Genomic DNA, 25570 nt, shown 5'->3' with positions numbered 1-25570 from the left:
TGGTTTGTCTAGCGAGTCGTACCGGCGACCTTGGGCAGCGCGCCACCGGCGGCGGCGTTGCGGTCTGGCCGGAAGTTGCGGAAGTCGACGCCTGGGATGTCCTTCACCAGGTCGATCTCATCCTCGATCTGCGCGGCCTCCCACTCCTCCGGACCGACCAGCGGAAGACGTACCCGCGGGCTCTGGATCCGGCCGAGGCCGTGCAAGATGTATTTGGCGGCGACGGTGCCGGGGACGTGGGTCATGACCGCGCGCACGAGCGGCTCGAGCTGCCGGTGCGCTGCGGTGGCTGCGGGGAGGTCGCCGGAGTTCACCGCGTCGACCATGTGTCGGTAGGGCGTCGGCGCGATGTTGGCCGTGACGCCGATGAGGCCGGTGCCGCCGATGGCGAGCGTCGGCAGTGCGTTGGCGTCGTCGCCCGCGAAGTACATGAGGTCCGTCTGGTTCATGACCCGGCTCACCTCGCTGAGGTCGCCCTTGGCGTCCTTCACCGCGAGGATGTTCGGGTGCTTGGCCGCACGCAGGATCGTCTCGTAGGTGATGGGGATGCCGGTTCGCCCCGGGATGTCGTAGAGGATGACCGGCAGATCCGTGGAGTCGGCGATCATGCGGAAGTGGGTGAGCACGCCGGCCTGGGTGGGCTTGTTGTAGTACGGGGTGACGATCATGTTGCCGTCGGCGCCCGCCTGCTCGCTCTTCTTCGCGAGCTCGATCGCGTGGGCCGTCTCGTTGGAGCCACCACCGGTGATGATCTTCGCGCGCCCGCCCGCGACGGCCTTGCCGACCTCGACGAGCTTGACCTTCTCCGGGTCCGTCAGCGTCGAGGTCTCACCCGTGGTGCCGGTGACGACGATGCCGTCGGCCCCCGCGGTCACGACGTCGTCGATGTGTCGCTCGACGGCCTTCCAGTCGACCTCGCCGTCGGCGGTGAACGGCGTCACCAGGGCGACGAGGACTTGACCGAAGGGGTTCTCTGCACGCGACACCCTCTCAGGCTATCGGGTTTCCCTCTTCCGGGTCACCACCCGCACGGCCGTCACCTCGCGTCACACTGGCCGAGGGACCGGCACCCGGAACCTATGCTGACGGACACCATGTCCCCGCTGCTCGCCGTCTCACTGATCCTCGTCCTCGTCCTGTCCACGACGGCGGCGGGTCTGGTCGTGCGTGCACGGAGCGGGCGTGCAACGCACCGCACCGACGGGCACCGCATCTCGTCGGCGGCACTCGGGACGACCGCTCCGCTCGGCCGATCGGCGACCCTGGTGCAGTTCAGCACCGAGTTCTGTGCACAGTGTCCCGGGACCAGACGACTGCTGCACGAGCTGGCCGACGGGGAACCGGGTGTGGGCGTCCTCGACGTCGACCTGACCCACCGTCCCGACCTCGCCGATCGTTTCTCCGTCCTGCAGACGCCCACCGTCCTCCTCCTCGACCGCGCGGGGATCGTGCGCGGTCGGTTCTCCGGGGCCGCACGCCGTGCGGTGCTCGCCGGCGAGCTCCAGTCCGTCCTCGGGAGACCAGCATGACCTCGAACCCGCCAGCAGCACAGCCGACCGGCATCGACCCGCGCAGCCCGCGGTTCGGTGCGACCATCACCGCCGTGCTCCTCCTCGTCGCCGTCTTCCTCGCGCTGACGGCGCCGTTCGCCGACACGCTGGCCGCGCGGGCAGTCCAACCGGCCTTCCTCCTCCTCATCGTCATCGCGGCTCTGTTCGCGTGGGGCGCGTTCGCCGGGATCCGACGTCACCCGTACGGTGTCGTCTTCCGGCGCCTCATCCGTCCGAGACTCGGCCCGCCCGTCGAACTCGAGGCACCCGAACCACCGACCTTCGCGCAAGGCGTCGGGCTGGTGGTGGTCGCGATCGGACTCGTGCTGCACCTCATCGGGGTGCCGGGATCCCTCGTCGTCTCCGCCGGTGCAGCGTTCGTCGCCGCCTTCCTCAACGCGGCGTTCGGGTTCTGCCTCGGCTGCCGCCTGTATGTGCTCCTCCTCCGCGCCCGCGTCGTCGGACGACAGGCGTGACGGTGGCCTGCAGCACCTGACGACACCGTTTGTCGACGGGGTGACCACCCAGGTCGATCCGGTTAGGCTGACCCCACGAACACCAGCGCCGATGCGCTCCTGCACGGCCCGACGATGGAGGTTGCACCATGGCGGTAACAAGCGAAGCCACGACGGTCTGGAACGGCACGCTCTTCGAGGGATCCGGGCACACGAGCCTCGACACCTCCGAGGCGGCCGAGTTCGCCGTCGACTGGAAGGCACGCTCCGAGGGCTCCAACACGACGACGACCCCGGAGGAACTGCTCGGGGCTGCGCACGCCTCCTGCTACTCGATGGCGTTCGCCAACGAGCTCACCAGCGCCGGCTTCCCGCCGGAGCGCATCCAGGCGACCGCGGCGGTCTCCTTCACCCCCGGCACCGGCATCACCGGCAGCCACCTGCTCGTCAGCGCGGTCGTGCCCGGCATCTCCGAGGCCGACTTCGAGCGCATCGCCACGGCGGCGAAGGACGGCTGCCCGGTCTCGCAGGCGCTCGCCGGCATCCCGATCACTCTCGAAGCCAGCCTCGCGTAACCACCACCGTCCAGCAGCACGACCAGGAAGGCGACGCGCATGCGCATCGTGATCGGCGGAGCCTCCGGGCTCATCGGAACGGCGCTCGGGCGCTCCCTCGAGACCGACGGCCATGACGTCGTCCGGCTCGTACGACGTCCGGCGCGTGGTGCCGGAGAAGCGGAGTGGGATCCGCTGGCAGGCGTGCTGGATCCGGCGGTCGTGAGCGGCGCCGACGCGGTCGTCAACCTCTCCGGCGCCTCCCTCGGCAAGCTGCCGTGGACGGCGGCCTACCGGTCCACGATCCTCTGGTCACGACTCAGCGCCACCCGGACACTCGTCGACGCCATGAACCGGGCGGAGCAGCCACCGGCCGCCTTCCTCAGTGGTTCGGCGGTCGGGTACTACGGCGACCGTCCCGGAGAGACCCTCACGGAGGACTCCTCCAGAGGGGCCGGATTCCTCGCCGACGTCGTCGTCGCCTGGGAGGACTCGGCGCTCGCGGCGCCCGACGCCGTCCGCACCGTGCTGCTCCGCAACGGCATCGTGGTCGACCTGGCAGGCGTGCTCAAGCCGCTGGCACCGCTCACCCGGTTCGGGGTCGCCGGTCCGCTCGGTTCGGGCCGCCAGTTCTGGCCGTGGATCGGGCTGCAGGACGAGGTCCGGGCGATCACCCACCTCCTGACCTCGACGCTCTCCGGACCGGTGAACCTGTGCGGTCCGCAGGCCGCCCGCGCCGACGACCTCATGTTCGAGCTCGCCAGACGGATGAACCGGCCCTACCTGCTCCGCGTCCCGAAGATCGCCCTCAAGGCGCTCCTCGGCGACGCCGCCGACGGACTGCTGCTGAGCGATCAGCGCGTCGAACCTCGTCGGCTCCTGGACGACGGCTTCACGTTCAGCACGCCGACCGTCGAGCAGGCGTTGGCCGAAGCACTCGCCCGCGACTGAACGACGGGACGCCGCCGCTCCGGTCAGCTCCGCGAGAGCCGGATCGCCTGTCGGATGGCCTGCCGTGCGCGGCGGCGGTCTCCGGCACCGTCGTAGACGAGTCCGAGGCGGTACCAGGATCGCCAGTCGTCGGGAGCGGCCTCGGCCGCGTCACGGTATTTCGGGAACAGCTCGTCTGCGGCATCACGCAGCGGTCGGCCGCTCTCGCGGGTCTCGACCTGCTCGGGCGGAAGGCCGCCCTCGGCCTCGAGGCGGACGCCGAGGCGCTCGGCGCCCAACCCGAAGGCGATCTCGCGCCAGAGCGCCCAGACGCCGAGGATCGGCAGGACGACGAGCGCCGCACCCATGGCGATGCCGACAGGTTCGCCCGTGCCGAGGAGGACGACGGCACGGTACCCGACGAGGACGATGTAGAGGACGAGCAGGGCCGCGATGATCGCGACCATGACGCGGGTCTTCACAGGGCGCTGGCCGCCGCGGCTTGGCCGGAGACGTGCTCGGGCGCCCCCTGGGCGGGCCGCCGACCCGCCGGCCCTGGGCGATCGAGTCCGAGGTCGAGCAGACTGTCGAGACCGACGGTGACCCCCTGGGCGTCGCGGGCGGCCACGAGGGCGAGCCGGATGCCCCGCTCGTAGGACGCAGGCGAGATCGTGTCGTGCGTGATCGTGACGAGTTCGTCGACGCCACCGAACACGACCTCCTGGCGGGCGACGACGCCCTGGAGCCGCAGGCTGTGGATCGGGATGCTCGAGACCTGCTGTCCCCTCGCCCGCTGGTCGGTGTGCGGGGCGGCGACCGGCCCACGGTCGCCACGTGCGGCCATCATCAGCTCAGCGGTGCGCACGGCGGTCCCGGAGGGCGAGTCCACCTTCGTGTCGCGGTGGGACTCGATGATCTCGATCGAGTCGAAGAAGCGGGCCGCGACGGTCGCGAGACTCGTCGACAGGACGGACCCCAGCGAGAAGTTGGGGATGATGACGACGCCCTGCTCGGGCAGCTCGGCGAGCCGTCGGTCGAGTCGCTGGATACGCTCGGCCGACCAACCGCTCGTCCCGACGAGCACGTTGATCCCCTGCGCGACGGCGTGGTCGACGATCCGCTGGCTGACGCCTGGCACCGTGACGTCGACGACGAGGTCCGCCCCGTCCATCTCGCTCAGCTCGCTCGACGAACCGAGCGACGCGACCAGCTCGAAGTCGTCGAGTGAACCGATGATGCTGGTGAACAGTCGGCCCATCTTGCCGCTCGCGCCGGCCAGCGCCACTCGTGTCGTCATGCCCTCAGCTTACGTGCTGCCCGCGCGCCGTCCTCGGGCGGAGGCCTGCCGACCTGCTCCCCCGCCGCCGACTAGACGATGTGCGGCTCGGGAAGACCCGTGCGGAGCTCCATCGGGAGGTGCGCGAGGTCGTTGTGGGTGATGAGGCTCCACGGACGCCCGGCACGCTGGTGCAGCACCGTCAGTCCGCCGTTGGCCTGGTTGATGCTCACCCAGCGCCATGCGGGCGCCTGGAGCGCTTCGCGGACGAGCCACCCGATGACGAAGTTGTGCGTGATGAGCAGCTCGTGATGGTCACCGCGCTTCGGCGAGAGGAACTCGGCGGCGGCGTCGGCCATCTGCGCTTCGCCCGCCTCGATCTCCGCCTCGGTGATCGAGCCGAAGAAGGGGTCGAACGCCGACGGCGTCTCCGGTGTGCGACCGCTCGGGACGCAGTCGAAGAGCAGTGACGACGGCTCCGGTGTGACGGCCGGCATCCGCTCGGCGATGATCTGGGCGGTCTCCGCGGCACGCTGCAACGGCGAGTGCCACGCCGCGGTCATCGGGACACCGCCGAGGCGCTCCGCGAGCAGCTGTGCCTGACGCCGACCGCGGGCCGACAGTGGTCCGTCGGGCAAGCCGTGCTCAGCGTGTTGCTGCTCGCCGTGTCTGACGAGATACAGGTAATGGGACATTCAACGCACCCCCGCGATGATCGGAGCGAAGGTGTCCTCGTCGACGGCTCCGACCGCCGACACCGTGATGGGCTGCGCGGCGAGGTGCTGCGCGAGCTGCTGGACGTCGTCCTGACCGACGGACTGCAGGCGACGGATGCTCTCGTCGAGGTCGATGAACTCGCCGAGGGTCAGCTCCGCTCGACCGAGGCGACTCATGCGCGAGTCCGAATCCTCCAGGGCCAGCGCCGAGGCGCCGCTCAGCTGGCCGAGCGCGCGCGACAACTCCTCGTCCGTCACGCCGTGCTCGGCGAGCCGGTGCAGCTCGGCGAGCATGAGCTCGGCCACGGTCGCCGCCTTCGCCGTGGAGCAGGCGGCAGCGAGGCCGAAGACGCCGGCGTCCGAGTAGCTGCCAGCGAACGAGTACACCGAGTAGGCGAGCCCGCGCCGTTCACGGATCTCCTGGAACAGGCGGCTGGACATGCCGCCGCCGAGGATGGAGTTGAGCATGCTCATGGCGAATCGTCGCTCGTCGCCCGCGATGAGGCCCGCTCCGCCGATCTGCAGGTGGACCTGCTCGGTGGGTCGGTGCACGACCGAGAGCGGCGATCCGCCGACGACGGCAGCAGGAGCGAGTGTCCGACGCGCGACCGGTGCGGCGACCGCGTCCGCCGGCCAGCCCGCACGCACGAGCGCCTCGGACACCTGGGCGACGAGCGCGTCGTGATCGACGGCGCCGGCCGCCGTCACGATGACGTCGTTCGCCCGGTAGTTGGCTCGGTAGTGCGCCACGACGGCGTCTCGGCCGACCTCGATGATCGACTGCGGGTGACCGCCGATGGGACGCCCGAGCGGGTGCTCGCCGAGCACGCGCTCGAAGAACCGTTCGTTGGCGACGTCCCCTGGATCGTCGTCCATCATCGCGAGCTCTTCGAGGATGACGCCGCGTTCGTTCTCGAACTCCTCCGGGTCGAGTAGCGAGGAGGTGAGCATGTCGGTGATGACGTCCACCGCCATCGGCAGGTCGCGATCGCGCACCTTGGCGTAGTAGCAGGTGTGCTCCTTGGCCGTGAGCGCGTTGTGCTCGCCGCCGACGGCGTCGAAGGCGACCGCGATGTCGAGGGCGGAACGCGACGGCGTGCCCTTGAACAGGAGGTGCTCCAGGAAGTGCGTCGAGCCGAAGGTCGCCGGTCGATCGGCGGTCGCCGGTTGTTCGTCGCGGGAGCCGACGGCCACCCAGTAGCCGATCGTCGCGCTGCGGCTGCCCGGCATGTGTTCGCTCAGGATGCGCAGCCCGTTGGGCAGGACCGTCCGGCGGACGAGCGCGTCCCCGGATGCGGTGAACGCGAGCTCGGGACGAGTGAGCGGAAAGTCGACGGCGGCGTTCATCACCCCAACCATACGTCAGGTTCCCGGGCGTCGCGCGCGAGCGTCGGTGCGCGGGCGCCCGCCGGTCGACTCAGCGCAAGCGACCGGAGACGCGGTCGAGCTCGAGGATCTGCCCGCGACTCAGCCGCACGTCGGCCGCCGCGATGAGCGAGTCGACGTGAGCCGGCTGGGACGCGCTCGCGATGGGTGCGACGACGCCGGGCCGCGACATGGCCCAGGCGAGCGCGGCCGAGGCCACCGTGCAGCGGTTCTCCTCCGCGATCTCGTCGAGGACGTGCAGGACCCGGAGCCCACGGCGGTGGAGATGGGTCGCGGCGCGACTGCCGCGGGTGCTCGGGTCGAGGTCGGAGCGGGTGCGGTAGCGGCCCGTCAGGAAGCCGTTCGCGAGGGCGAAGTAGGGCAGGACACCGAGGTGCTGGGCCGTCGCGACGAGCGCGAGGGTGCTCTCGTACGGCTCCCGGTGCATGAGGCTGTAGTGCGTCTCGAGCGCGACGAACTGGGTGAAGCCGCTCGCCGAGAGGATCCGCGCCTCCATCAGCCGTTCAGGGGTCGTGTTCGAGGTGCCGAGGTAGCGGACCTTGCCGGTCTCGATCAACCAGTCGACCGTCCCGAGGCTGTCGGCCAACGGGATGCTCGGGTCGTCGTCGTGGAAGGACAGCAGGTCGATGTGGTCGGTCTGCAACCGTTCGAGCGCCGCCTCGACCGCGCGGATGATGCTCACCGAGCCGAGACCCGGGTAGTCGGGGTGCCGGCCGATCTTCGTCGCGACGACCATGTCGTCCCGGTTGCGGCGCTTCCGCATCCAGTTGCCGATGAGGATCTCGCTGCGTCCGCCCGCGTAGCTGTCGGCGGTGTCCACCATGTTGCCGCCGGAGTCGTGGAACCGGTCGAGGATGTCCGATGTCGTGTCGGGGTCGACGGTCCACCCGAACACGCTGCCGCCGAGCACGACCGGGAAGACCGACAACTCGGAGTCGCCGATCGTGCGCCTCGGTGCCTCAGAAGGCTCGGGGTCCTGGACGGGCGTCGGGAAGGACGGGTGCGGGACGAGCTGCTCGGGACGCCGACTCGCGTCGTCGTCGACGCCGTCCGCTGCTCCGCCGACCAGAGAACTGCCACGGGTGCTCGACGAGCGCCAGAGGTGTGGCATCCCCTGCCCCTCTCTCGGTCCGCCGACCGGTGACGCGCTGCACCGTCGGGATCCGTGCGTGGCGCGACGGGCCGGTGCTTGCTCACCAGGCTAGAGGAGACCGGCGACTTCGGCTGGACGACATCACGACCGGGTGGCAACTGATTCGTAACGATTCCCCTTTCCACCCGGGGCGGCCCTTCAACGGGGCGACATCACCGTTCCTTGAAGTACCGGAAGAGCTGCTCCTCCTTCGTGAGCGCCACCCCGCCGATCACTCCGCACAGGACGGCGGGCACGGCGACCACGGCTGGTCGGATCGCGATCCCAGCGACCACTCCAAGGCCTTCCTGGGGCGCGATCTCCAGGAGCAGCAGGATGGCGGACACCGCCATCACTGCAGCGCCGACGGCCCAGCAGAGTGTTTCGCAGACGAGTTGCAGCACCTGGGACCCGACCGGCACCCCTGCATGACGCGCGGATGCCAATTCGATGCGGCGGGTTCGGGTCGCGACGAACCCGATTGCGGCGGCGATGACGATTCCGACGAGCGGCGCGAATCGAGAGAGACGCTCGGCGTACCGCGCGGCGCCGTCGAAGTGAGCGCCGAGCGTGCTGTTGAGCTGCGCGAGCCGGGGCGGCGATGCATCCGTTGCCCCAGCCCCTGGGAGGAGGACGGTGCGCAGCGCATCGGTCGACGACTGCGACTGCGGCCAGGTGTCGATCCAACATTCGTCGAACGGTCCGATCGCCGCTGTCGGAGCAATGAGCGCGTATCCGAGGCCAGGCCGGCGGCCGTCCTCCGCGGAGGTAAAAACGGCTCCGACCTCGACCGTGCCGCTCATCAACGGGAGCTTGTCACTGGCATCGAGTTCGAGGGCATCTGCGAGCGCGGCCGAGACGAGCACGCCACGGTGGGGGCGCGGCGTATCGAGCGCAACGAAACCGGAGAAACCCGGACTGGCCTCGAACGTCGGTACGGACGAACTCGGAAGCGCCAGCAGGCGTTCGTTCTCAGTCGACGGCCTCATGGCTCCCGCAGCGTCGATGCCTGGGATCGTCGTGAGCCGGTCGCAGGCTGGCCCGTCGATCTGTTGGGGGGCGATGTAGACCAGGGTCGCCCCACCCGCACGTCGGTAGACGTCGGCAGCAGTCAGGAGTTGGGACATCGTGCCGATCTCAGCCAAGCCCAGCACAAGGACGATGGCGAACAACACACAACCGAGCATCGTCGCCTTCGTCGTGCCGGACTGCACGTCGAGCGCTGCTTCTCGGAGGGTCGATGCCCACCTCATCGCGCTGCACCGAGTGCGATCTCGTCAGTGCATGCATCGCGCGTGCGCTCATCGTGCGTCGCGATGACGACGATGGTCCCGTCGGATGCGATCGACCCGATCGCCTCGTTCACCGACACGGCCGTGCGCTGGTCCAGCTGAGCGGTCGGCTCGTCCACTAGCAACAGGTGGGGATGCGTCGCAAGTGCGCGGGCGAGCATCAGGCGCTGCGCTTCCCCGCCCGAGAGGTGTCGAAACTGACGCAGGCTGACTGCGGCGAGACCCACCGTCTCGAGGTCGGCGAACGCGCTCTGCCAAGCATGGTCGTGATCCGCGCCGCGCGCGAGATAAGGGAGCGCGACGTGGTCGAGAACAGTCCGTCTCGCAACTCCGTGCGGATTTTGGAACACCCAACTGGTCACCGCGACGTCCTCGCGCACGATCACACCCTTCGTCGGGCGCAGCCAGCCTGCGAGCAGACTGAGCAACGTGCTCTTGCCCGAACCGGATGGCCCGGTCACCGCGTACACGCACCCCGGTACCAAGCGGAACGAGAGGTCTTCAAACAGCCAGTCGCCCTGTGGGAAGCGCAGGGACAGGCCCTCGGCCGTCAACCGCATGGTCGACCGGGAGGGAGCCGAACGTCGACTACCACGACCTCGGCGTCTGCTGGCACAACGACGTAGCTCTGACCGAGACCTGATCCGACGACCTCGACGACGACGGTGTGACCGGCACTGGAGATACACCCCATCGAACCGTCTAGTCCGAAGACCGCAGCGGGTGGCACGGTGGTCACCGTCACCGGCGATGCGAGCTCAAGGTCGACGATGAAGTCCGTGCCATCGTCCGCTGCAACCCACGCTGCGAATTCAGACGACCGGCCGAGCTCGTGAAGGGCTGCAGGATCCGCGATGGCCCCCTGATCGTCCACCGCAACCCGGACTTCGCCCGCGACGATGACCCGTGGGCCAGGAGCGAGCGTGTCAGGTAGCGCGGCGACACGTGCACTGGCGATGACCGGCGGCGCAACGAACAGCGCGTCATCCGGCGCGACGGATGCACCGAGAACTGTCGGACAGCTCGTGATCCCCGTCACAGGTGCGGGGATCCAGACGAAAGCCTCCCGAGGTATGACGCTCCAGTCGCTGCTGTCCACGCCGTTGCGCTCCGCGAGGTCGCGAGCCGCGCGCAGGGTCAGAGGGCCGAACTCGCCGTCGGCATCCAGCGAGTAGCCCAGTCGATTCAGCTCGGTTTGGAGGCCTCTGACATCGGTTCCGACGGAGTCCTGTCCGAGGTCCCGCCACAGCGGCGCGCCCGACGCGAGGTAGACCAGGGACCGCCCGTTGATCGCTATGCCCGATTCACCGGACTGCGCCTCGCCGCCGACTGCGCAGCTCGTCCGCGTGATGAATCCGCCTACCGGCGTGACGATCTCACCCTGCGACTGGGTCTCAAAAGCGAGCGTGACGCTGCGTACGTCGAGGTACTTCGTACTGGTCACGGGTACCTCGCCTACCGGGACCGCCCCGCCGATCGCCGGCGGCGCAGCCTCGGGATGAGCGACCCCGACGACCGTCACCCCGAGGAGTGCTCCCAGCACGAGCAGCGAGGGGATCATGAGCCACACGGACGGCGGAAGCCGACGACGAGCGCGGTCGTCATTCAAGGAGACCCAATGGGTCGCGGATGCAGGACCCGAACACTGGGTCATCGTTGTCGAATGGGAGCGATTCCTGCTTCGCATCTGAGGCGAGGTCCTCGCCGGAGTACCCGGGTTCGACGAGCCCCGCCTCGACCAGACATGCCGCGATAATGGCGTCTTCATCGCGCGCATCGGGATTGCGGGCAAGATCGCGGCGCAGACTGCTGACCGCGTAGAAGTCCGGCGTGCACGCGTCCAGCGCTGCGTCCGAAGCGGCGTCCGGCTTCGGCATGTCTGGGAGCGCGATCGCGCCGTACGCATCGTCGAGCGTCACCCTCACTCCCCTGTCCTGCATGCAGCCGATAAACGCGTCGCTGGTCTCCGCCCATTCGGCGTCGGAGATCGCACCATCCTCGAGGATCGCTCGGACAACGTCACTGCCAGCTCGATATGTGTCCGCGAACTCCGACGCCCACGGTCCCGTGAACTCCGGCACGTCTCCGGCACTCCCGGCAACGATGTCTGACGGTCCGAAGTCTGCGGCGCACCCGTTCGACGCAAACAACATGAGCGCTGCGAATAGGGGGACGGTCCAAAGCCTACGCATTGCGGTAGGAGTAACCCGTCGCACCATCCCAACACAGCTGCTGTTTGGACCACTGCCCGGCGCGAGCGGGATTCCCGAGATGTGTACTCGACCCGAACGAAACGTGCACGATATTCAGGCACGTGGCGTTCTTCCCCTGCCACATGCTCAGATTGTCGACCCTGCAGGCAGCCTGCGCTGGAGCCGCAGCAGTCAGCGATACGCCCGTGACCAGAGCCGCCATCGCGACCAGACCGAACAGCTTCTTCTTCATCTCAACCCCCGTTGTTCCTGAAACGGCAGCCTGCTGAGATAGGCCGCCGGCTGCCCGCTTTCGAGCCAGGTCCAACATATCCAAAATATAAGATATGAGCAGTCGGCATTTCGGGGGACGGGGTAGGGGTCAGCTCCCAGAAACCTCCCCGGCACGCGCGAGAAGTGCGCGTGCGTGCCTGAGGAGCGGCTCGTCGACCATGCGCCCGGCATGCCGGAAGGCGCCGATGCGGTCGGCGGCAGCCGCCAGTAGCTCCCTCGCCGCGCGCACTGCCTCGGGGTCCGGACGGTAAGCGGCCTGGACGATCGGGACCTGCGCGGGATGGATGCACGCCGTCGCGACGAAGCCGACCGCACTCGCATCCTCTGCCTCTACCGCGAGCGACGCTTGGTCATTGAGGTCGAGATGGACGGCATCGATCGCGGCGACACCGGCGGCCCCCGCTGCGAGCAGGACGTGCGATCGAGCGGCGCCCACGACGTCGCGGTAGCGTCCGTCAGCGCGCCTGCTGCTCGTGCCGCCGAGTGACGCCACCAGGTCCTCAGCGCCCCACATCACGGCGACGACCGAGTCGTGCGCGACGATCGATTCGGCGCGCACGACTCCGGCGGCCGTCTCGCACAGCGCGACGATCGCGACCCCCGGCAGGGCGCGGGCCAGGTCGTCGAGCTGCGCGACGCTCTCGGTCTTCGCGAGCATCACCGTTCGATAAGCCGTTGTCGCCACGGCGGCGACGTCGGCCGCGAAGTCCGGGCCATCCGCTGGATTCACCCGCACGATCGTCAGGAGCGGGTCCAACGGATGCTCCACCATCGCTACGCGACCGATCGCCTTGCGCGCCGCATCGACGGCGTCCTCGAGATCGAGGATGACGGCATCCGCACGCTCGGCCGCTTTCGCGAAGCGATCCGGACGGTCTGCTGGGACGAAGAGGATCGCCGGCCCCAGGTCGAACGCCGCGGCGCCGGTCACGATGCACCCGAGCACTGGACGAGCGTGCTCCTGGTCGCGGTCGCGACGACGACGCCGTCCTGGTTCCGACCCGTGTGGAGCAGGGTGACGACACCCTCGCCCGGCCTTGACGACGACAACCGTTTCGCCGTCACGAGCGTCTCGGCGTACAGCGTGTCGCCGTGGCGCATCGGGTTCGGGAAGGCGATGTCGGTGAAGCCCAGGTTCGCGACGATCGTCTGCTCGGTGAGCTGCGCGACCGACAGCCCCACGAGCGTCGAGAGGGTCAGCATCGAGTTCACGAGCCGTTCCCCGAAGGGCCCGGTCGCAGACCACGCGGCATCCACGTGCAGTGATTGCCCGTTCATCGTGAGGGTCGAAAACAGGACGTTGTCGGCTTCCGTGAGGGTGCGCCCGGGGCGATGGCGGTAGGTCGCACCCACCACGAACTCCTCGAAGTACAGACCTCGCTGCTCGATCACGGGGCCGGACGACGTCTCGGATGAGTCGGTCATCATGAGCTCACGACGCGAAGCCGAGTTCGCGGGCGATGATCATGAGCTGCACCTCAGTGGTGCCCTCACCGATCTCGAGGATCTTCGAGTCCCGGTAGTGCCGCGCCACCGGGTTCTCGTTGAGGAACCCGTAGCCGCCGAAGATCTGGGTCGCGTCACGGGCGTTGTCCATCGCGGCCTCCCCGGCGACCATCTTCGCGATGGAGGCCTCCATCTTGTAGGGCGCTCCCCGGAGCATGCGCGACGCGGCGTCGTAGTAGGCCTGCCTGGCGGTGTGGACCCGAGCCTGCATCTTCGCGATCCGGAAGGCGATCCACTGGTTGTCACCGATCGCCCGACCGAACACGACCCGCTCCTTGGCGTAGCGGATCGCCTCCTCGAGGCACCCCTGGGCCGCTCCGACGGCGAGCGCGGCCACGGCGATCCGTCCACCGTCGAGCGCCGTGAGGAAGTTGGCGTACCCGCGCCCGCGTTCGCCGAGCAGGTTGCCCTCCGGCACGCGGACGTCCTCGAACCGCAGCGGGTGGGTGTCGGAGGTGTGCCACCCGACCTTGTCGTAGGGCGGTAGCGCGGTGAAGCCCGGCGTCGGGACCGGCACGAGGATCGACGACAACTCCTTCGTCACCCGGCCGTCGGATCGGACCCGCTCCCCCGTGACGGCCGTGACCGTCACGAGACGGGTGATCTCGCTCCCGGAGTTGGTGATGAACTGCTTCGTGCCGTTGATCACCCACTCACCGTCGACGAGCTCGGCGGTGGTCTCCGTCGCGCCTGCATCACTGCCGGCACGCGCCTCGGTGAGGCCGAACGCGGCGAGCGCCTGCCCGCTCGCGAGCTGCGGGATCCATTCCTCGCGCTGGGCGTCGGTGCCGTACAGGTAGATCGGCATGGCTCCGAGGCCGACGCCGGCCTCGAGGGTGACGCCGATGCTCTGGTCGACGCGTCCGAGCTGCTCGACGGCGAGGCAGAGCGCGAAGTAGTCCATCCCCCCGCCGCCGAGTTCTTTCGGGAACGGCAGCCCGAAGAGTCCCAGCTCCCCCATCTGCGCGATGATGTCGTACGGCAGACGCCGTTCCGTGTCGTACTGATAGGCGGCGGGCGCGACGACCTCGTCGGCGAACGCCTTGACCGTGTCGACGATCCGCTGGTGCTCGGGGCTGAGCTCGGTGTTCATGCTGATGCTCCGTTCGTGGGTGCTGCATCGGTTGGGGCTGCGTTGAGGTGTGCTGCGACGGGGTCTGCGGCGATCGTCGCAACCGATTGACGGGTGGCGACCGTGCCACCCGTGGCGACGTGGAGGGTGACCGTTCCGTCGGTCGTGGCGGTGAGGAGGTGCTCCATCTTCATCGCTTCGACGGTGACCAGCGGCTGACCGGCGGTGACGGCGTCGCCGCTCGTGACGTGCACGGCCGTGACGGTGCCGGGCATCGGCGTCCGCACCTCCGGATCGACCACACCGGCCGCAGTCGGATCCCCGCCGGCTGGGAGCGCCTCACGCGTGACCACCTCGACCACACTGATGGCACCGTCGAGCGCGATCCATCGTTCGTCCCCCAAGCGGACGGTCTCCAACGGGGTGCTGACACCGTCGTGCTCGAACCGCAGGGTGCCGTCCGACCGGCTGAGGACCGCGGCCCGGGTCGGTGCCGCGTCATCGACGGAGACGCTCGCGTCGTCGCTCGACCCACGCACCTCGATGCGGACGATGCGTCCGTCCTCAAGACGCAGGTGCTGTCGCGTCGGTGCTGCCGCGCCGAGGCGCCACCCACCCGGATCCGACCACGGCGTCCCGAGTCCGGCGGTCCGCGCTGCGGCCTCGAATCGTCGGTCGTCCGTTTCGGCGAGCGCCACTGCGGTCAGGACCCGCTCGGATGTCGCGGCGGACGGGCTGTCGTCGAGCAGGTCGGCGATGAGACCGGTGTGCAGTCGTCCCGCGACGACGTCCTCGTCGGCGAGGAGCCGCCGGAGGAAGCCGAGGTTCGTGCGGACACCGAAGACCACCGTCGCCGCGAGCGCTGCGTCGAGTCGCCGGAGCGCGGTCTCGCGATCGTCGGCCCAGCACACGATCTTCGCGAGCATGGGGTCGTACCAGGGGCCGACGAACTGCCCGGTGACGATGCCGCCGTCGACGCGGACGCCCGGCCCGTGCGGCAGACGCACCCGCTCGAGCACCCCGGTCTGGGGCAGGAAGCCGCTCGACGGGTCCTCCGCGTACAGCCGCGCCTCCACGGCGTGACCACGCAGGACGACGTCGTCCTGCGTCATCGTCAGCGGTTCCCCGGCGGCGACGCGCACCTGCCACTCCACGAGGTCGAGCCCCGTGACGAGCTCGGTGACCGGATGCTCCACCTGCAACCGCGTGTTCATCTCGAGGAAGGCGAACTCGTCGGGTCGGTCGTCGGCGACGAGGAACTCGACGGTCCCCACCCCTCGGTAGCCGACGCTCCGGGCGACCGTGCAGGCCGCCTCGCCGAGTCGCGCCCGCTGCCGGTCGTCGATGAGCGGCGACGGGGACTCCTCCACCACCTTCTGGTGCCGACGCTGGAGCGAGCACTCACGCTCCCCGAGGTGCACGACCGCACCGTGGGCGTCCGCGAGCACCTGCACCTCGATGTGCCGGGGTCTCGTGACGAACCGCTCGAGGAGGAGCGTGGCGTCGCCGAAGGCCGCCTCGGCCACCCGGTGCGCGGAGGCGATGGCCGATGAGAGCTCCTCGGCGCGCTCCACCACCTGCATCCCCTTGCCGCCGCCACCACCCGCCGGCTTGACGATGAGCGGGAAGCCGATGGCGACGCCGGCACGGACGAGTGCGTCGTCGTCGAGCGAGGCGTCGGCGACGCCCTCGATGATCGGGACGCCTCGAGCCGCGACGTGCTCCTTCGCCCGGATCTTGTCGCCCATGAGGACCAGGGCGCGCTCGTCCGGTCCGATGAAGACGATCCCGGCAGCGGCGAGCGCCCTCGCGAGCGCGGGTTGTTCGGACAGGAAGCCGTAGCCCGGGTGCACCGCCTCGGCCCCGGTCGTGACGGCGGCTCGGACGACGGCGTCGACGTCGAGATAGCTGTCCGAGGCCGGCGCGGGTCCCAGACGGACGGCGCGGTCCGCGAGCCGGACATGCGGGGCGTCGCGGTCAGCGTCGCTGAAGACCGCGATGCTCTCGATGTCCATCGCTGTGAGCGTGCGGATCACGCGACAGGCGATCTCGCCGCGGTTCGCGACGAGGACGGAGCGGAGGGGACGCGCGGATGCGTGGCCCGGCCGGTTCGGTGTCTGGATCGTCATGCCGTCACATCCTGAAGAGGCCGAAGCCGGGTTCTGGCAGGGGCGCGCGGGAGCACACCTCGAGCGCGAGTCCGAGGACCGTGCGGGTCTGGGCGGGATCGATGATGCCGTCGTCCCAGAGCCGCGCGGTCGAGTAATACGGGTTGCCCTGCTCCTCGAAGTCGGCGAGGATCGGCGCCCGGAAGTCATCCTCCGCCTGGGCGGTCCACACCTCACCGCGAGCCTCGAGCTGGTCGCGCTTGACGGTCGCGAGGACACTCGCCGCCTGTTGTCCCCCCATGACGGAGATGCGCGCGCCCGGCCACATCCAGAGGAACCGGGGATCGTAGGCGCGGCCGCACATGGAGTAGTTGCCGGCGCCGAACGAACCACCGATCACGACCGTCAGCTTCGGCACCCGGGTGGTCGCGACCGCGGTGACCATCTTCGCGCCGTGCTTGGCGATGCCTCCGGCCTCGGCGTCACTGCCGACCATGAAGCCCGAGATGTTCTGGAGGAACAGCAACGGGATGCCGCGCTGGTCGGCGAGCTCGATGAAGTGAGCGCCCTTCAGGGCCGACTCGCTGAAGAGCACGCCGTTGTTCGCGATGATGCCGACGGGGTGCCCGTGCACCCTCGCAAACCCGGTCACGAGGGTGTCGCCGTACTCGCGTTTGAACTCCGAGAAGTCACTGCCGTCGACGAGCCGCGCGATCACTTCACGGACGTCGTAGGCCGTCTGCAGCTCCGCCGGCACGACGCCGTACAGCTCTGCCTCCGGGACGACCGGCGGCACGCTGGGACGCACCTCCCACGCGCGCGGGTGGGGCGCCGGCAGCGTCGCGACCGCATCCCGGAGGATGTCGAGCGCGTGCGCGTCGTCATCGGCGAGGTGGTCCGTGACCCCCGACACCCGGGCGTGGAGGCCGCCGCCGCCGAGTTGCTCCGGCGTCACGACCTCGCCGATCGCGGCCTTCACGAGGGGTGGACCACCCAGGAAGATCGTGCCCTGGCCACGCACGATCACGTTCTCGTCGCTCATGGCGGGGACGTACGCACCTCCGGCGGTGCAGGACCCGAGTACGGCGGCGAGTTGCGGGATGCCGGCCGCCGACATCCTGGCCTGGTTGAAGAAGATCCGGCCGAAGTGGTCGCGATCGGGGAAGACCTCGTCCTGCGTCGGGAGGTTCGCTCCCCCGGAGTCGACGAGGTACAGGCAGGGCAAGCGGTTCGCGGCCGCGATCTCCTGGGCCCGGAGGTGCTTCTTCACCGTCATCGGGAAGTACGAGCCGCCCTTCGCGGTCGCGTCGTTCGACACGACGAGCACGTGTCGTCCGTGGACGAGGCCGATCCCGGCGATGACCCCGGCGCCGGGAGTCGCGTCGTCGTACATACCGTCCGCGGCCAAGGGCGCGATCTCGAGGAAGGGGCTCCCCTCGTCGAGCAGGCGGTCGACCCGATCGCGCGGCAGCAGCTTCCCCCGGGCGACATGCCGGGCCCGCGACGCCTCCGGTCCGCCCAGGGCCGCGGTCGCCATCGTCTGTTCGAGCACCGTCACGAGCGCCCGCTGCGCCGCCTCCTGCTCGCGGAATCGGGCTGAGGTGGGATCGGCACCGCTCGTGAGGGTGGGCACTCGGGCTCCTGTCGTCATCGACCGTGAGTGTATTCAGTTACTCATCACTCACTGAAAGAGAGGTTACAGTTCATTAACTGAAAAAGTCCAGCCCGAGGAGATCCGATGACCGGTCGTGACACGCCGTCCCCGAACCCGCCGCACCTCGGGCGCTCGGAGGCGAAAGCGGCACGTCGCTCCGCCCTCCTGCGGTCAGCGGCCGGACTGTTCGCCGAGCGCGGCTTCGCCGGGGTGTCGATGGAGGACCTCGGAACAGCCGTCGGCATGAGCGGACCCGCCGTCTACCGCCACTTCCCGAGCAAGCAGGCCGTCCTCGCAGCACTCCTCGTCGGCGTCAGTCAGGATCTGCTGGACGGCGGGACCCGCGAGGTCGAGCAGGCTCCGGACAGCGGTCGGGCACTGCGTTCGTTGGTCACCTTCCACGTGGCCTTCGCCCTCGACGACCCCGACGTGATCCGCATCCAGGACCACGACCTCGACAGCCTGGCACCGGACGACCGCCGCGCGGTCCGCACCCTCCAGCGGCGGTACGTCGAGCGGTGGGTGGACGTCCTCACGACGCTCCATCCCACGATCCCAGCGGCGGACCTGCGGGTCCGCGCGCTCGCGGGCTTCGGACTGATCAACTCCACGTCCCACAGCACCTCCCTCGGCCGGAACGAGGCCGGGACACCCGACCGCGAGGCGGTGCGCTCGACGCTCGAGCGGATGGCACTGGCCGCCCTGCTCGCCGAGTGAGGACGCGGGACCGGTTCAGTCGACGAGCACGGACAGGACGTTCCCCGCTGGATCGGTGAACCAGGCGATGTCCGGGCCGTTCCCGCGCATGATCCCCTTCGCGTCCGTCGGCAGGACGTCGTCCGGGTAGAGCTTCGTCACCACGCCCTGCGCCTGCAGCTCGTCGACCGCCGTGTCGATGTCCTCGACAACGAGGTTCAGCACCGTGAACGAGGCTGGTGTGTGGTCCGGCTTGCCGTAGACGAGCACCGACCCGCCGGCGGGGAGCGCCACGTCCAGGAATCCCATGGCGTTGTCGGTGACCGTGAGACCGAGGACGTCCCGGTAGAACGCCCTCGCCGCGTCGATGTCGTCGACCGAGAACCCGCTGAAGACATCCGTGTACGAGACCATGAGGCGCTCCTTCGCTGATTCCCGATGCGTACACGATGCACGATGCCACGTCGCGGTCGTCGCGTCCAGGCCCAAACGACCGCCTGGGCGGGCGGGCGCGAGGGCCTGGACTCGACGATCACACCATCGTCAGGACCATCGCCGGATCGGACAGCATCGTCCCGAGGTCGACGAGGAACCGGGACCCCTGCTCCCCGTCGATGAGCCGATGGTCGAACGACAGCGACAGCGTCACGACGTGTCGCAGCGCGACCTGCCCCTCGAACTCCCACGGCCGGCGACGGACGGCACCGAGCGCGATGATCGCCGCCTCACCGGGGTTGAGGATGGGCGTCCCCGCATCGACGCCGAAGACGCCGACGTTGGAGATCGTGATCGTCCCCCCTCGCAGTTCCGCCGGAGCGGTGCGTCCCTCGCGGGCCGTGCGGACGAGGTCCGACACGGCGTCCGCGAGTTCGAACAGGCTGAGCTCCTCGGCCCGTGCGATGTTCGGGACGAGGAGTCCCCGCGGCGTCGCTGCGGCGATCCCGAGTCCGACGTGGCCGTACTCGACGATCTCCCCGGCAGCCTCGTCCCAACTCGCGTTGACCGCGGGAGTGCGTCTCACGGCGATGCACACCGCCTTGGCGAGGACGGTCAGGATGTTGACCCGGTGGTCCCCGGTCCGAGGCGAGCGGGCGAGCGCGTCCAGCAGCGACATCGTCGGCGTCACGTCGACCGTCAGGAACTCCGTCACGTGGGGAGCCGTGAACGCGCTGCTCACCATCGCCTCGGCGGTCCGGCGCCTGACCCCCGTGATCGGCCGACGCACCGAGCCGTCGGCCGCCGTGGCCAGCACCTCTGGGGTCCCGGCCGGTGCCGCTGCTGCTCCGCGAGCACGCTCCGGCAGCTGCCCGCTCAGGTCGGTCGCAGCGCGCTCGACCTCCTCACGCGCGATCCGACCACCGACGCCGGTGCCGACGAGCGTTCCGAGGTCGACGCCCAGATCACGGGCGAGTCGCCGGACCGGCGGTGTCGCGCGGGGCCGGGAACGCTCCGGCACCGGGGCGGTGTGCGCCGGGGCAGGTGTGTCATCGCCGGCGGCCCGGGCACGGCGCCGTGGCCGTTCACCGCTCGCCGTGCGAGGGCCGTAGCCGACGAGGACCGGCTCGCGGTCCGCCGCCCCACTCGGTCGGTCGACCTCCGCTCTGTCGGCCTCGGGGACCGACGGGGGCGGAGCGGTCTCACCATCAGGCGCGAAGTCGACGAGCGCCTCACCGACGAGGACCGTCGTCCCCGGTTCGACGTGGAGCCTCGTGACCACGCCGGCGGTCGGCGCGGGCAGTTCGACGAGCGCCTTCGCGGTCTCGACCTCGGCGATCACCTGGTTGAGCTCGACGTGGTCGCCGACGGCGACGCGCCAGGACACGAGTTCGCTCTCGGTCAGACCTTCACCGAGATCGGGTAGGGAGAACCGTTTCATCGCCGTCCCTCCCCACCGGTCACAGGCCGGGCATCGGCCCTGCCCACGGCCGAGGCGGAGGACCGACGCCCCAGTGCGCGATCCACCCCGTCCAGGATCCGGTCGAGGTCCGGGAGGAAGTGGTCCTCGAGCGCCGAAGCGGGATAGGGCGTGTCGAACCCCGTCACCCGCACCGGGGCCTCTTCGAGGAGGTCGAAGCAGCGCTCGGTGATCGAGGCCGCCAGCTCGGCTCCGACCCCTCCGGAGCGTTGCGCCTCGTGCGTGATGACGAGTCGCCCCGTCTTCTCGACCGAGGCCGCGACGGCGTCGACGTCGAGGGGCGCGAGGGATCGGAGGTCGATCACCTCCAGGTCGACACCCTCGTCGGCCGCAGCCTCCGCAGCCTCGAGCGCCGTCTGGACGAGCGGCCCGTAGGCGACCAACGTCGCGTCCGTGCCGGCGCGAACCGTCCGCGCACGGGTGAAGGCGAGCGGATCGGCGGGGAGGTCGTCGAGGACCTCGCCCTTCGTCCAGTACCGCCGCTTCGGCTCGAAGAACAGCACCGGGTCGTCGCACGCGATCGCCTGACGGATCATGGTGTGCGCGTCCTGGGGGTCCGAGCACGTCACCACGCGCAGTCCCGCCGTGTGCGCGAAGTACGCCTCCGGGGACTCGGAATGGTGCTCGACGGCGCCGATTCCTCCGCCGTACGGCACCCGGATGGTGACCGGCATGCGCACGGCCCCCTTCGTCCGGTAGTGCAGCTTCGCCAACTGCGCGACGATCTGGTCGAAGCCCGGATAGATGAACCCGTCGAACTGGATCTCACACACCGGCCGGAAGCCTCGGAACGCCAGACCGATCGCCGCTCCGATGATCGCGGACTCCGCCAGCGGCATGTCGACGACGCGATCGGCACCGAACTCCGCCTGCAGGCCGTCGGTCACCCGGAACACCCCGCCGAGTCGGCCGATGTCCTCGCCGAGCAACAGGACCCGGTCGTCATCGGCGAGGGCGTGGTGCAGTCCGGTGTTGATCGCCTTGCTGAGGGTGAGCGTGGTCATCGGGCACCACCGTCGAACATCGCGAGGTACGAGCGGTACTCCTCGCGTTGCCGTTCGAGCCCGGGGTGGGCGGTGGCGTAGACCTCGTCGAAGAGCGAGAGCGGGTCAGGGGCAGGCAAGGCGAGGCACCCCGCACGGACCCGGGCGGCCGCGGCGTCGGCGACGGACGCGACGTGGGCTCGGGCCGTCTCGTCGAGGACCCCCTCGGACTCCAGCAGACGCTCGAGACGGGCGATCGGATCCTTCGCACGCCACGACGCGACCTCGCTCTCGTCCCGGTACCGCGTCGGATCGTCCGAGGTGGTGTGCGGCCCCATGCGGTAGGTGACGGCCTCGATGAAGGTCGGCCCACCACCGGAACGTGCGCGGTCGACGGCGATCCGCATCGCCGCCGTCACGGCGAGCACGTCGTTGCCGTCGACCCGCATGCTCGGCACCCCGAAGCCCGGTGCCCGGTCCGCGATGGGGCGTTGGGCCTGCAGCCCGACGGGCTCGGAGATCGCGTACTGGTTGTTCTGGCAGAAGAAGACCACGGGTGCCTGGAAGCTCGCGGCCAGCACCAGCGCCTCGTTCACGTCGCCCTGACTCGTCGCCCCGTCGCCGAAGTAGGCCACGGCCACCGCGTCGGACCCGTCGCGCTGACAGCCCATCGCGTAGCCCGTCGCATGGAGCGTCTGGGCCCCGATGATGACCGCCGGCGTCGCCATGCCGACCGCGAACGGGTCCCAGCCCGACAGCGCGGTCCCCCGCCACATCGCCATCAGTTGGTCGAGTTCGACGCCACGGCAATAGGCGACGGCCTGTTCGCGGTAGCTCGTGAAGACGAAGTCCCCGCGCCGCAGGACCCGCGCCGACCCCACCTGGGCGGCCTCCTGCCCGAGCGACGGTGGCCACAGACCGATCTCGCCCTGCCGTTGCAGAGCCGTCGCCTCCGTGTCGATGCGACGCGTGACGACCATGTCCTCGTAGAGCGCGAGCAGCTCGGTGTGACCGAGGTCGGCGACGAAGAGGTCGTAGAGGGCGTCCTCCTGACGGACGCCGTCCGGATCGAGGAGCTGGACGCACCCGTGGTCGACCGGGACCGGTTCGCGTGCATCACCGCCCCGCTCGTCAGAATCCTGCGGGAATTGGGTGTGAGTCTCCATCGACACGATGCACGCCGCCTTGAGTTCGGTGACCTCACGGCGGTGCCTCGTGAGCGATGCCGTGCCCTCGCGTCATCGCGAGGTGGTCCGAGGCTACGCCGGATCACCCTGGCGCTCAACCGTCGACACTCCGCGCAACGGCGAACGCCCGCCCCGCGGAAGCGGGACGGGCGTTCGGGTGCAGCTGCTGAGGCTTAGCCTTCGGCCGGGGCCTCGGGGCCTTCGCTGGCAGCGTCGCTGCCGTGCGTGTCGGCCTCATCGGCGACGACCGGAGCGAGCGAGAGCTTGCCGCGGTCGTCGATCTTCGTGATCTCGACGAGGATCTTCTGGCCGACGCCGAGCACGTCTTCGACGTTCTCCACACGCTTGCCACCGGCGAGCTTGCGGACCTCGGAGATGTGCAGCAGGCCGTCCTTGCCCGGGAGCAGCGAGACGAACGCGCCGAACGCGGCGATCTTGACGACGGTTCCGAGGAACTGCTCGCCGACCTCCGGGTTGGTGGGGTTCGCGATCGCGTTGACCTGGGCGCGAGCGGCCTCGGCCGACGGACCGTCGACGGCGCCGATGTAGACGGTGCCGTCCTCCTCGATGGAGATGTCGGCGCCGGTCTCGTCCTGGATCGAGTTGATCGTCTTGCCCTTCGGGCCGATCAACTCGCCGATCTTGTCGACGGGGATCTGGACGCTGATGACGCGAGGCGCGGTCGGCGCCATCTCGTCGGGAGCGTCGATCGCCGCGTTCAGCACGGAGAGGATCGTCGTGCGGGCGTCCTTGGCCTGCTGGAGCGCACCGGTCAGGACCGAGGTCGGGATGCCGTCGAGCTTCGTGTCGAGCTGGATGGCCGTGACGAACTCGGAGGTACCGGCGACCTTGAAGTCCATGTCGCCCAGGGCGTCTTCGGCGCCGAGGATGTCGGTGAGCGCCGCGTAGCGGGTCTCACCGTCGACGACGTCGGAGATGAGGCCCATGGCGATACCGGCGACGGGTGCGCGGAGCGGCACACCGGCGTTCAGCAGCGACAGGGTCGAGGCGCAGACGGAGCCCATCGAGGTCGAACCGTTGGACCCGAGGGCCTCGGAGACCTGACGGATCGCGTAGGGGAACTCCTCGCGGCTCGGCAGCACCGGCACGAGTGCGCGCTCGGCGAGGAAGCCGTGCCCGATCTCGCGACGCTTCGGCGAACCGACCCGGCCGGTCTCACCGGTCGAGTAGGGCGGGAAGTTGTAGTGGTGCAGGTAGCGCTTCTTCGTGACGGGCGACAGCGAGTCGATCTGCTGCTCCATCTTGAGCATGTTCAGCGTGGTGACACCCAGGATCTGGGTCTCGCCGCGCTGGAAGATCGCGGAACCGTGGACGCGCGGGATGACCTGCACCTCGGCGTCGAGCGGACGGATGTCGGTCAGGCCACGGCCGTCGATGCGGATGCCCTCGCGGAGGACACGGCCGCGCATGACGACCTTCGAGACGGACTTGTACGCCGCCGAGAACTGGGTGAGCACCTCGGCGTCGAGCGAACCGGCCTCGACGCGCTCGGTGATCTCCGCCTTGACGCGGTCCTTGAGGGCGTCGTCGGCGTTCTGGCGCTCGATCTTGTCGGCGATCTGGTAGACGTTCACCAGTTCGTCGTGTGCGAGACCGGCGACGGCGTCGTAGCTCTCCTGCGTGTACGGGAGGAACACGGGGTAGGCCGCGATCTCCTTGGCCGCCTGAGCGGCGAGTTCGCTCTGCGCCTTGACGAGCTGCTTGAGGAACGGCTTGGAGGCCTCGAGACCGGCCGCGACGACCGCCTCGTCGGGCTTCGTGGCGCCGCCCTTGATGAGGTTCCAGCTGTTCTCGGTGGCTTCCGCCTCGACCATCATGATCGCGACGTCTTCGTTGCCGTTGGCGTCGGTCACGATGCGACCGGCGACGATGATGTCGAAGACGGCCTCCTCGAGCTGGTCGACCTTCGGGAAGGCGACCCACTGGTCGGCCTCGCCGGCCTGGCCGGGGATCAGCGCGAGACGGACGGCGCCGATCGGACCGGAGAACGGCAGACCCGAGATCTGGGTGGACATCGACGCCGCGTTGATCGCGAGGGCGTCGTAGAACTCACCCGGAGCGATCGAGAGGACGGTGATGACGATCTGGACCTCGTTGCGGAGGCCGGTGACGAACGACGGGCGCAGCGGCCGGTCGATGAGGCGGCAGACGAGGATCGCCTCGGTCGAGGGGCGGCCCTCACGACGGAAGAACGAACCGGGGATCTTGCCGGCGGCGTAGGAGCGCTCCTCGACGTCCACCGTGAGGGGGAAGAAGTCGAAGTTGTCCTTGGGGTGCTTTCCGGCCGAGGTGGCCGAGAGGAGCATGGTCTCCTCGTCGAGGTACGCGGCGATCGCGCCCTGTGCCTGCTGCGCGAGGCGGCCGGCTTCGAACCGGACCGTGCGCTTGCCGAACTTGCCGTTGTCGAGAACGGCCTCGGCGAACTTGATTTCTGGACCTTCCACAGGTCTCTCCTTCGTACGTGTGCGCTCCCGTCGAGTGACGGGCCGCGCGTCCCGAATGGACGCGCCGTCGAGCGCGGTCGTGCATGATGCAGCGCGCAACACAGCCGCAGTACTTGCTCAAGCCGCCCGGTCTTCCGGGACTTGGCTGGCCACCAGTAGAACACCACCCGCGGATCGCGAGGGATACACCACCGAGGACCAGCTTCC

General features: G+C 69.5%; 26 protein-coding genes. 5 read left to right on the top strand and 21 right to left on the bottom strand.

Annotation, left to right across the window (positions count from 1 at the left end; genetic code table 11):
* Nucleotides 1–8 precede the first annotated feature (8 nt).
* Nucleotides 9–986, bottom strand: coding sequence for a 4-hydroxy-tetrahydrodipicolinate synthase (gene dapA / locus ACZZZB_RS18210; RefSeq protein ID WP_137243236.1), 978 nt, complete (start codon nt 984–986; stop codon nt 9–11).
* A 93-nt stretch (nt 987–1079) separates the two neighbouring features.
* Here dapA and ACZZZB_RS18205 point away from each other — a divergent pair, with 93 nt between their 5' ends.
* The 4 genes from ACZZZB_RS18205 (at nt 1080) to ACZZZB_RS18190 (ending at nt 3510) form a co-directional block, all read left to right on the top strand.
* A complete protein-coding gene (locus ACZZZB_RS18205; protein WP_463530421.1) occupies nt 1080–1529 on the top strand; it encodes a thioredoxin family protein in 450 nt (149 codons plus the stop codon).
* Entirely contained in the window at nt 1526–2026 is a 501-nt protein-coding gene (locus ACZZZB_RS18200) for a DUF4395 domain-containing protein (protein ID WP_463530420.1), read from the top strand. Before ACZZZB_RS18205 ends, ACZZZB_RS18200 begins: the two co-directional genes overlap by 4 nt.
* Nucleotides 2027–2154: 128 nt before the next feature.
* Nucleotides 2155–2580: an OsmC family peroxiredoxin gene (locus ACZZZB_RS18195; RefSeq protein WP_064294452.1), complete on the top strand. Its 426-nt coding sequence runs from the start codon at nt 2155–2157 to the stop codon at nt 2578–2580.
* A gap of 39 nt (nt 2581–2619) precedes the next feature.
* Nucleotides 2620–3510, top strand: coding sequence for a TIGR01777 family oxidoreductase (locus ACZZZB_RS18190; protein ID WP_463530419.1), 891 nt, complete (start codon nt 2620–2622; stop codon nt 3508–3510).
* A gap of 23 nt (nt 3511–3533) precedes the next feature.
* On the opposite strand, the gene ACZZZB_RS18185 is transcribed toward ACZZZB_RS18190, so the two are convergent.
* From ACZZZB_RS18185 to ACZZZB_RS18115, 15 genes are all read right to left on the bottom strand, one after another.
* Nucleotides 3534–3956 carry a hypothetical protein gene (locus ACZZZB_RS18185; RefSeq protein ID WP_463530418.1) on the bottom strand — a complete coding sequence of 141 codons (423 nt, stop codon included), beginning with the start codon at nt 3954–3956 and terminating at the stop codon, nt 3534–3536.
* 11 nt (nt 3957–3967) lie between these two features.
* Complete coding sequence (gene dapB, locus ACZZZB_RS18180) at nt 3968–4786, bottom strand: 4-hydroxy-tetrahydrodipicolinate reductase (RefSeq protein WP_159879073.1); 819 nt, start codon at nt 4784–4786, stop codon at nt 3968–3970.
* A 71-nt stretch (nt 4787–4857) separates the two neighbouring features.
* The gene (locus ACZZZB_RS18175) at nt 4858–5460 is read right to left on the bottom strand and encodes a histidine phosphatase family protein (RefSeq protein ID WP_071262315.1); all 603 of its coding nucleotides are present in this window, start codon (nt 5458–5460) and stop codon (nt 4858–4860) included.
* A complete protein-coding gene (locus tag ACZZZB_RS18170) occupies nt 5461–6828 on the bottom strand; it encodes a M16 family metallopeptidase (RefSeq protein ID WP_463530417.1) in 1368 nt (455 codons plus the stop codon).
* Nucleotides 6829–6898: 70 nt separating this feature from the next.
* The gene (locus ACZZZB_RS18165) at nt 6899–7978 is read right to left on the bottom strand and encodes an aldo/keto reductase (RefSeq protein WP_079002693.1); all 1080 of its coding nucleotides are present in this window, start codon (nt 7976–7978) and stop codon (nt 6899–6901) included.
* A 194-nt stretch (nt 7979–8172) separates the two neighbouring features.
* Nucleotides 8173–9174, bottom strand: coding sequence for a hypothetical protein (locus tag ACZZZB_RS18160; RefSeq protein ID WP_463530416.1), 1002 nt, complete (start codon nt 9172–9174; stop codon nt 8173–8175).
* A 74-nt stretch (nt 9175–9248) separates the two neighbouring features.
* Nucleotides 9249–9851, bottom strand: coding sequence for an ATP-binding cassette domain-containing protein (locus tag ACZZZB_RS18155; RefSeq protein WP_426738540.1), 603 nt, complete (start codon nt 9849–9851; stop codon nt 9249–9251).
* Nucleotides 9842–10852: a peptidoglycan-binding domain-containing protein gene (locus ACZZZB_RS18150; RefSeq protein ID WP_463530415.1), complete on the bottom strand. Its 1011-nt coding sequence runs from the start codon at nt 10850–10852 to the stop codon at nt 9842–9844. The genes ACZZZB_RS18155 and ACZZZB_RS18150 overlap by 10 nt, the downstream gene beginning before the upstream one ends.
* A gap of 40 nt (nt 10853–10892) precedes the next feature.
* Nucleotides 10893–11444: a hypothetical protein gene (locus ACZZZB_RS18145; protein ID WP_463530414.1), complete on the bottom strand. Its 552-nt coding sequence runs from the start codon at nt 11442–11444 to the stop codon at nt 10893–10895.
* Between the two features lie 31 nt (nt 11445–11475).
* Nucleotides 11476–11736 carry a hypothetical protein gene (locus tag ACZZZB_RS18140; RefSeq protein WP_124769527.1) on the bottom strand — a complete coding sequence of 87 codons (261 nt, stop codon included), beginning with the start codon at nt 11734–11736 and terminating at the stop codon, nt 11476–11478.
* A gap of 129 nt (nt 11737–11865) precedes the next feature.
* Complete coding sequence (locus tag ACZZZB_RS18135) at nt 11866–12708, bottom strand: HpcH/HpaI aldolase/citrate lyase family protein (RefSeq protein ID WP_274500903.1); 843 nt, start codon at nt 12706–12708, stop codon at nt 11866–11868.
* Nucleotides 12705–13202: a MaoC family dehydratase gene (locus ACZZZB_RS18130; RefSeq protein ID WP_137243786.1), complete on the bottom strand. Its 498-nt coding sequence runs from the start codon at nt 13200–13202 to the stop codon at nt 12705–12707. Before ACZZZB_RS18130 ends, ACZZZB_RS18135 begins: the two co-directional genes overlap by 4 nt.
* A 7-nt stretch (nt 13203–13209) precedes the next feature.
* Nucleotides 13210–14376, bottom strand: a complete 1167-nt coding sequence (locus tag ACZZZB_RS18125; protein WP_064294458.1) for an acyl-CoA dehydrogenase family protein — start codon at nt 14374–14376, stop codon at nt 13210–13212.
* The gene (locus tag ACZZZB_RS18120; protein ID WP_463530413.1) at nt 14373–16484 is read right to left on the bottom strand and encodes an acetyl/propionyl/methylcrotonyl-CoA carboxylase subunit alpha; all 2112 of its coding nucleotides are present in this window, start codon (nt 16482–16484) and stop codon (nt 14373–14375) included. The genes ACZZZB_RS18125 and ACZZZB_RS18120 overlap by 4 nt, the downstream gene beginning before the upstream one ends.
* Nucleotides 16485–16488: 4 nt before the next feature.
* Entirely contained in the window at nt 16489–18114 is a 1626-nt protein-coding gene (locus ACZZZB_RS18115) for a carboxyl transferase domain-containing protein (RefSeq protein WP_463530412.1), read from the bottom strand.
* An 87-nt stretch (nt 18115–18201) separates the two neighbouring features.
* Here ACZZZB_RS18115 and ACZZZB_RS18110 point away from each other — a divergent pair, with 87 nt between their 5' ends.
* Nucleotides 18202–18834, top strand: coding sequence for a TetR/AcrR family transcriptional regulator (locus ACZZZB_RS18110; RefSeq protein ID WP_463530411.1), 633 nt, complete (start codon nt 18202–18204; stop codon nt 18832–18834).
* Nucleotides 18835–18849: 15 nt separating this feature from the next.
* Here ACZZZB_RS18110 and ACZZZB_RS18105 read toward each other — a convergent pair whose 3' ends face one another.
* The 5 genes from ACZZZB_RS18105 to ACZZZB_RS18085 all read right to left on the bottom strand — a co-directional run bounded on the left by ACZZZB_RS18105 (nt 18850) and on the right by ACZZZB_RS18085 (nt 25363).
* Nucleotides 18850–19227, bottom strand: coding sequence for a VOC family protein (locus ACZZZB_RS18105; RefSeq protein WP_137243246.1), 378 nt, complete (start codon nt 19225–19227; stop codon nt 18850–18852).
* A gap of 118 nt (nt 19228–19345) precedes the next feature.
* Nucleotides 19346–20689: a dihydrolipoamide acetyltransferase family protein gene (locus tag ACZZZB_RS18100; RefSeq protein ID WP_463530410.1), complete on the bottom strand. Its 1344-nt coding sequence runs from the start codon at nt 20687–20689 to the stop codon at nt 19346–19348.
* Nucleotides 20686–21732 carry an alpha-ketoacid dehydrogenase subunit beta gene (locus ACZZZB_RS18095; RefSeq protein ID WP_124769533.1) on the bottom strand — a complete coding sequence of 349 codons (1047 nt, stop codon included), beginning with the start codon at nt 21730–21732 and terminating at the stop codon, nt 20686–20688. Before ACZZZB_RS18095 ends, ACZZZB_RS18100 begins: the two co-directional genes overlap by 4 nt.
* A complete protein-coding gene (gene pdhA, locus ACZZZB_RS18090) occupies nt 21729–22877 on the bottom strand; it encodes a pyruvate dehydrogenase (acetyl-transferring) E1 component subunit alpha (RefSeq protein ID WP_137243248.1) in 1149 nt (382 codons plus the stop codon). Before pdhA ends, ACZZZB_RS18095 begins: the two co-directional genes overlap by 4 nt.
* A 194-nt stretch (nt 22878–23071) precedes the next feature.
* Nucleotides 23072–25363, bottom strand: coding sequence for a polyribonucleotide nucleotidyltransferase (locus ACZZZB_RS18085; RefSeq protein ID WP_079707114.1), 2292 nt, complete (start codon nt 25361–25363; stop codon nt 23072–23074).
* Nucleotides 25364–25570 lie beyond the last annotated feature (207 nt).

Source organism: Plantibacter sp. AC185, assembly GCF_979258065.1.
This window is presented reverse-complemented; position numbering and strand designations above follow the sequence as displayed.

Excerpts from the sequence above, each read along its gene's own strand:
- ACZZZB_RS18150 (WP_463530415.1), bottom strand. The coding sequence starts at position 10,852 with ATGATCCCCTCGCTGCTCGTGCTGGGAGCACTCCTCGGGGTGACGGTC.
- ACZZZB_RS18195 (WP_064294452.1), top strand. The coding sequence starts at position 2,155 with ATGGCGGTAACAAGCGAAGCCACGACGGTCTGGAACGGCACGCTCTTC.
- ACZZZB_RS18175 (WP_071262315.1), bottom strand. The coding sequence starts at position 5,460 with ATGTCCCATTACCTGTATCTCGTCAGACACGGCGAGCAGCAACACGCT.
- ACZZZB_RS18125 (WP_064294458.1), bottom strand. The coding sequence starts at position 14,376 with ATGAACACCGAGCTCAGCCCCGAGCACCAGCGGATCGTCGACACGGTC.
- ACZZZB_RS18205 (WP_463530421.1), top strand. The coding sequence starts at position 1,080 with ATGCTGACGGACACCATGTCCCCGCTGCTCGCCGTCTCACTGATCCTC.
- dapB (WP_159879073.1), bottom strand. The coding sequence starts at position 4,786 with ATGACGACACGAGTGGCGCTGGCCGGCGCGAGCGGCAAGATGGGCCGA.
- ACZZZB_RS18115 (WP_463530412.1), bottom strand. The coding sequence starts at position 18,114 with ATGACGACAGGAGCCCGAGTGCCCACCCTCACGAGCGGTGCCGATCCC.
- ACZZZB_RS18110 (WP_463530411.1), top strand. The coding sequence starts at position 18,202 with ATGACCGGTCGTGACACGCCGTCCCCGAACCCGCCGCACCTCGGGCGC.
- ACZZZB_RS18095 (WP_124769533.1), bottom strand. The coding sequence starts at position 21,732 with ATGACCACGCTCACCCTCAGCAAGGCGATCAACACCGGACTGCACCAC.
- ACZZZB_RS18185 (WP_463530418.1), bottom strand. The coding sequence starts at position 3,956 with ATGGTCGCGATCATCGCGGCCCTGCTCGTCCTCTACATCGTCCTCGTC.
- ACZZZB_RS18170 (WP_463530417.1), bottom strand. The coding sequence starts at position 6,828 with ATGAACGCCGCCGTCGACTTTCCGCTCACTCGTCCCGAGCTCGCGTTC.
- ACZZZB_RS18155 (WP_426738540.1), bottom strand. The coding sequence starts at position 9,851 with ATGCGGTTGACGGCCGAGGGCCTGTCCCTGCGCTTCCCACAGGGCGAC.
- ACZZZB_RS18100 (WP_463530410.1), bottom strand. The coding sequence starts at position 20,689 with ATGAAACGGTTCTCCCTACCCGATCTCGGTGAAGGTCTGACCGAGAGC.
- ACZZZB_RS18190 (WP_463530419.1), top strand. The coding sequence starts at position 2,620 with ATGCGCATCGTGATCGGCGGAGCCTCCGGGCTCATCGGAACGGCGCTC.
- ACZZZB_RS18145 (WP_463530414.1), bottom strand. The coding sequence starts at position 11,444 with ATGTTGTTTGCGTCGAACGGGTGCGCCGCAGACTTCGGACCGTCAGAC.
- ACZZZB_RS18200 (WP_463530420.1), top strand. The coding sequence starts at position 1,526 with ATGACCTCGAACCCGCCAGCAGCACAGCCGACCGGCATCGACCCGCGC.
- ACZZZB_RS18165 (WP_079002693.1), bottom strand. The coding sequence starts at position 7,978 with ATGCCACACCTCTGGCGCTCGTCGAGCACCCGTGGCAGTTCTCTGGTC.
- ACZZZB_RS18120 (WP_463530413.1), bottom strand. The coding sequence starts at position 16,484 with ATGACGATCCAGACACCGAACCGGCCGGGCCACGCATCCGCGCGTCCC.
- ACZZZB_RS18105 (WP_137243246.1), bottom strand. The coding sequence starts at position 19,227 with ATGGTCTCGTACACGGATGTCTTCAGCGGGTTCTCGGTCGACGACATC.
- ACZZZB_RS18140 (WP_124769527.1), bottom strand. The coding sequence starts at position 11,736 with ATGAAGAAGAAGCTGTTCGGTCTGGTCGCGATGGCGGCTCTGGTCACG.
- pdhA (WP_137243248.1), bottom strand. The coding sequence starts at position 22,877 with ATGGAGACTCACACCCAATTCCCGCAGGATTCTGACGAGCGGGGCGGT.
- ACZZZB_RS18130 (WP_137243786.1), bottom strand. The coding sequence starts at position 13,202 with ATGACCGACTCATCCGAGACGTCGTCCGGCCCCGTGATCGAGCAGCGA.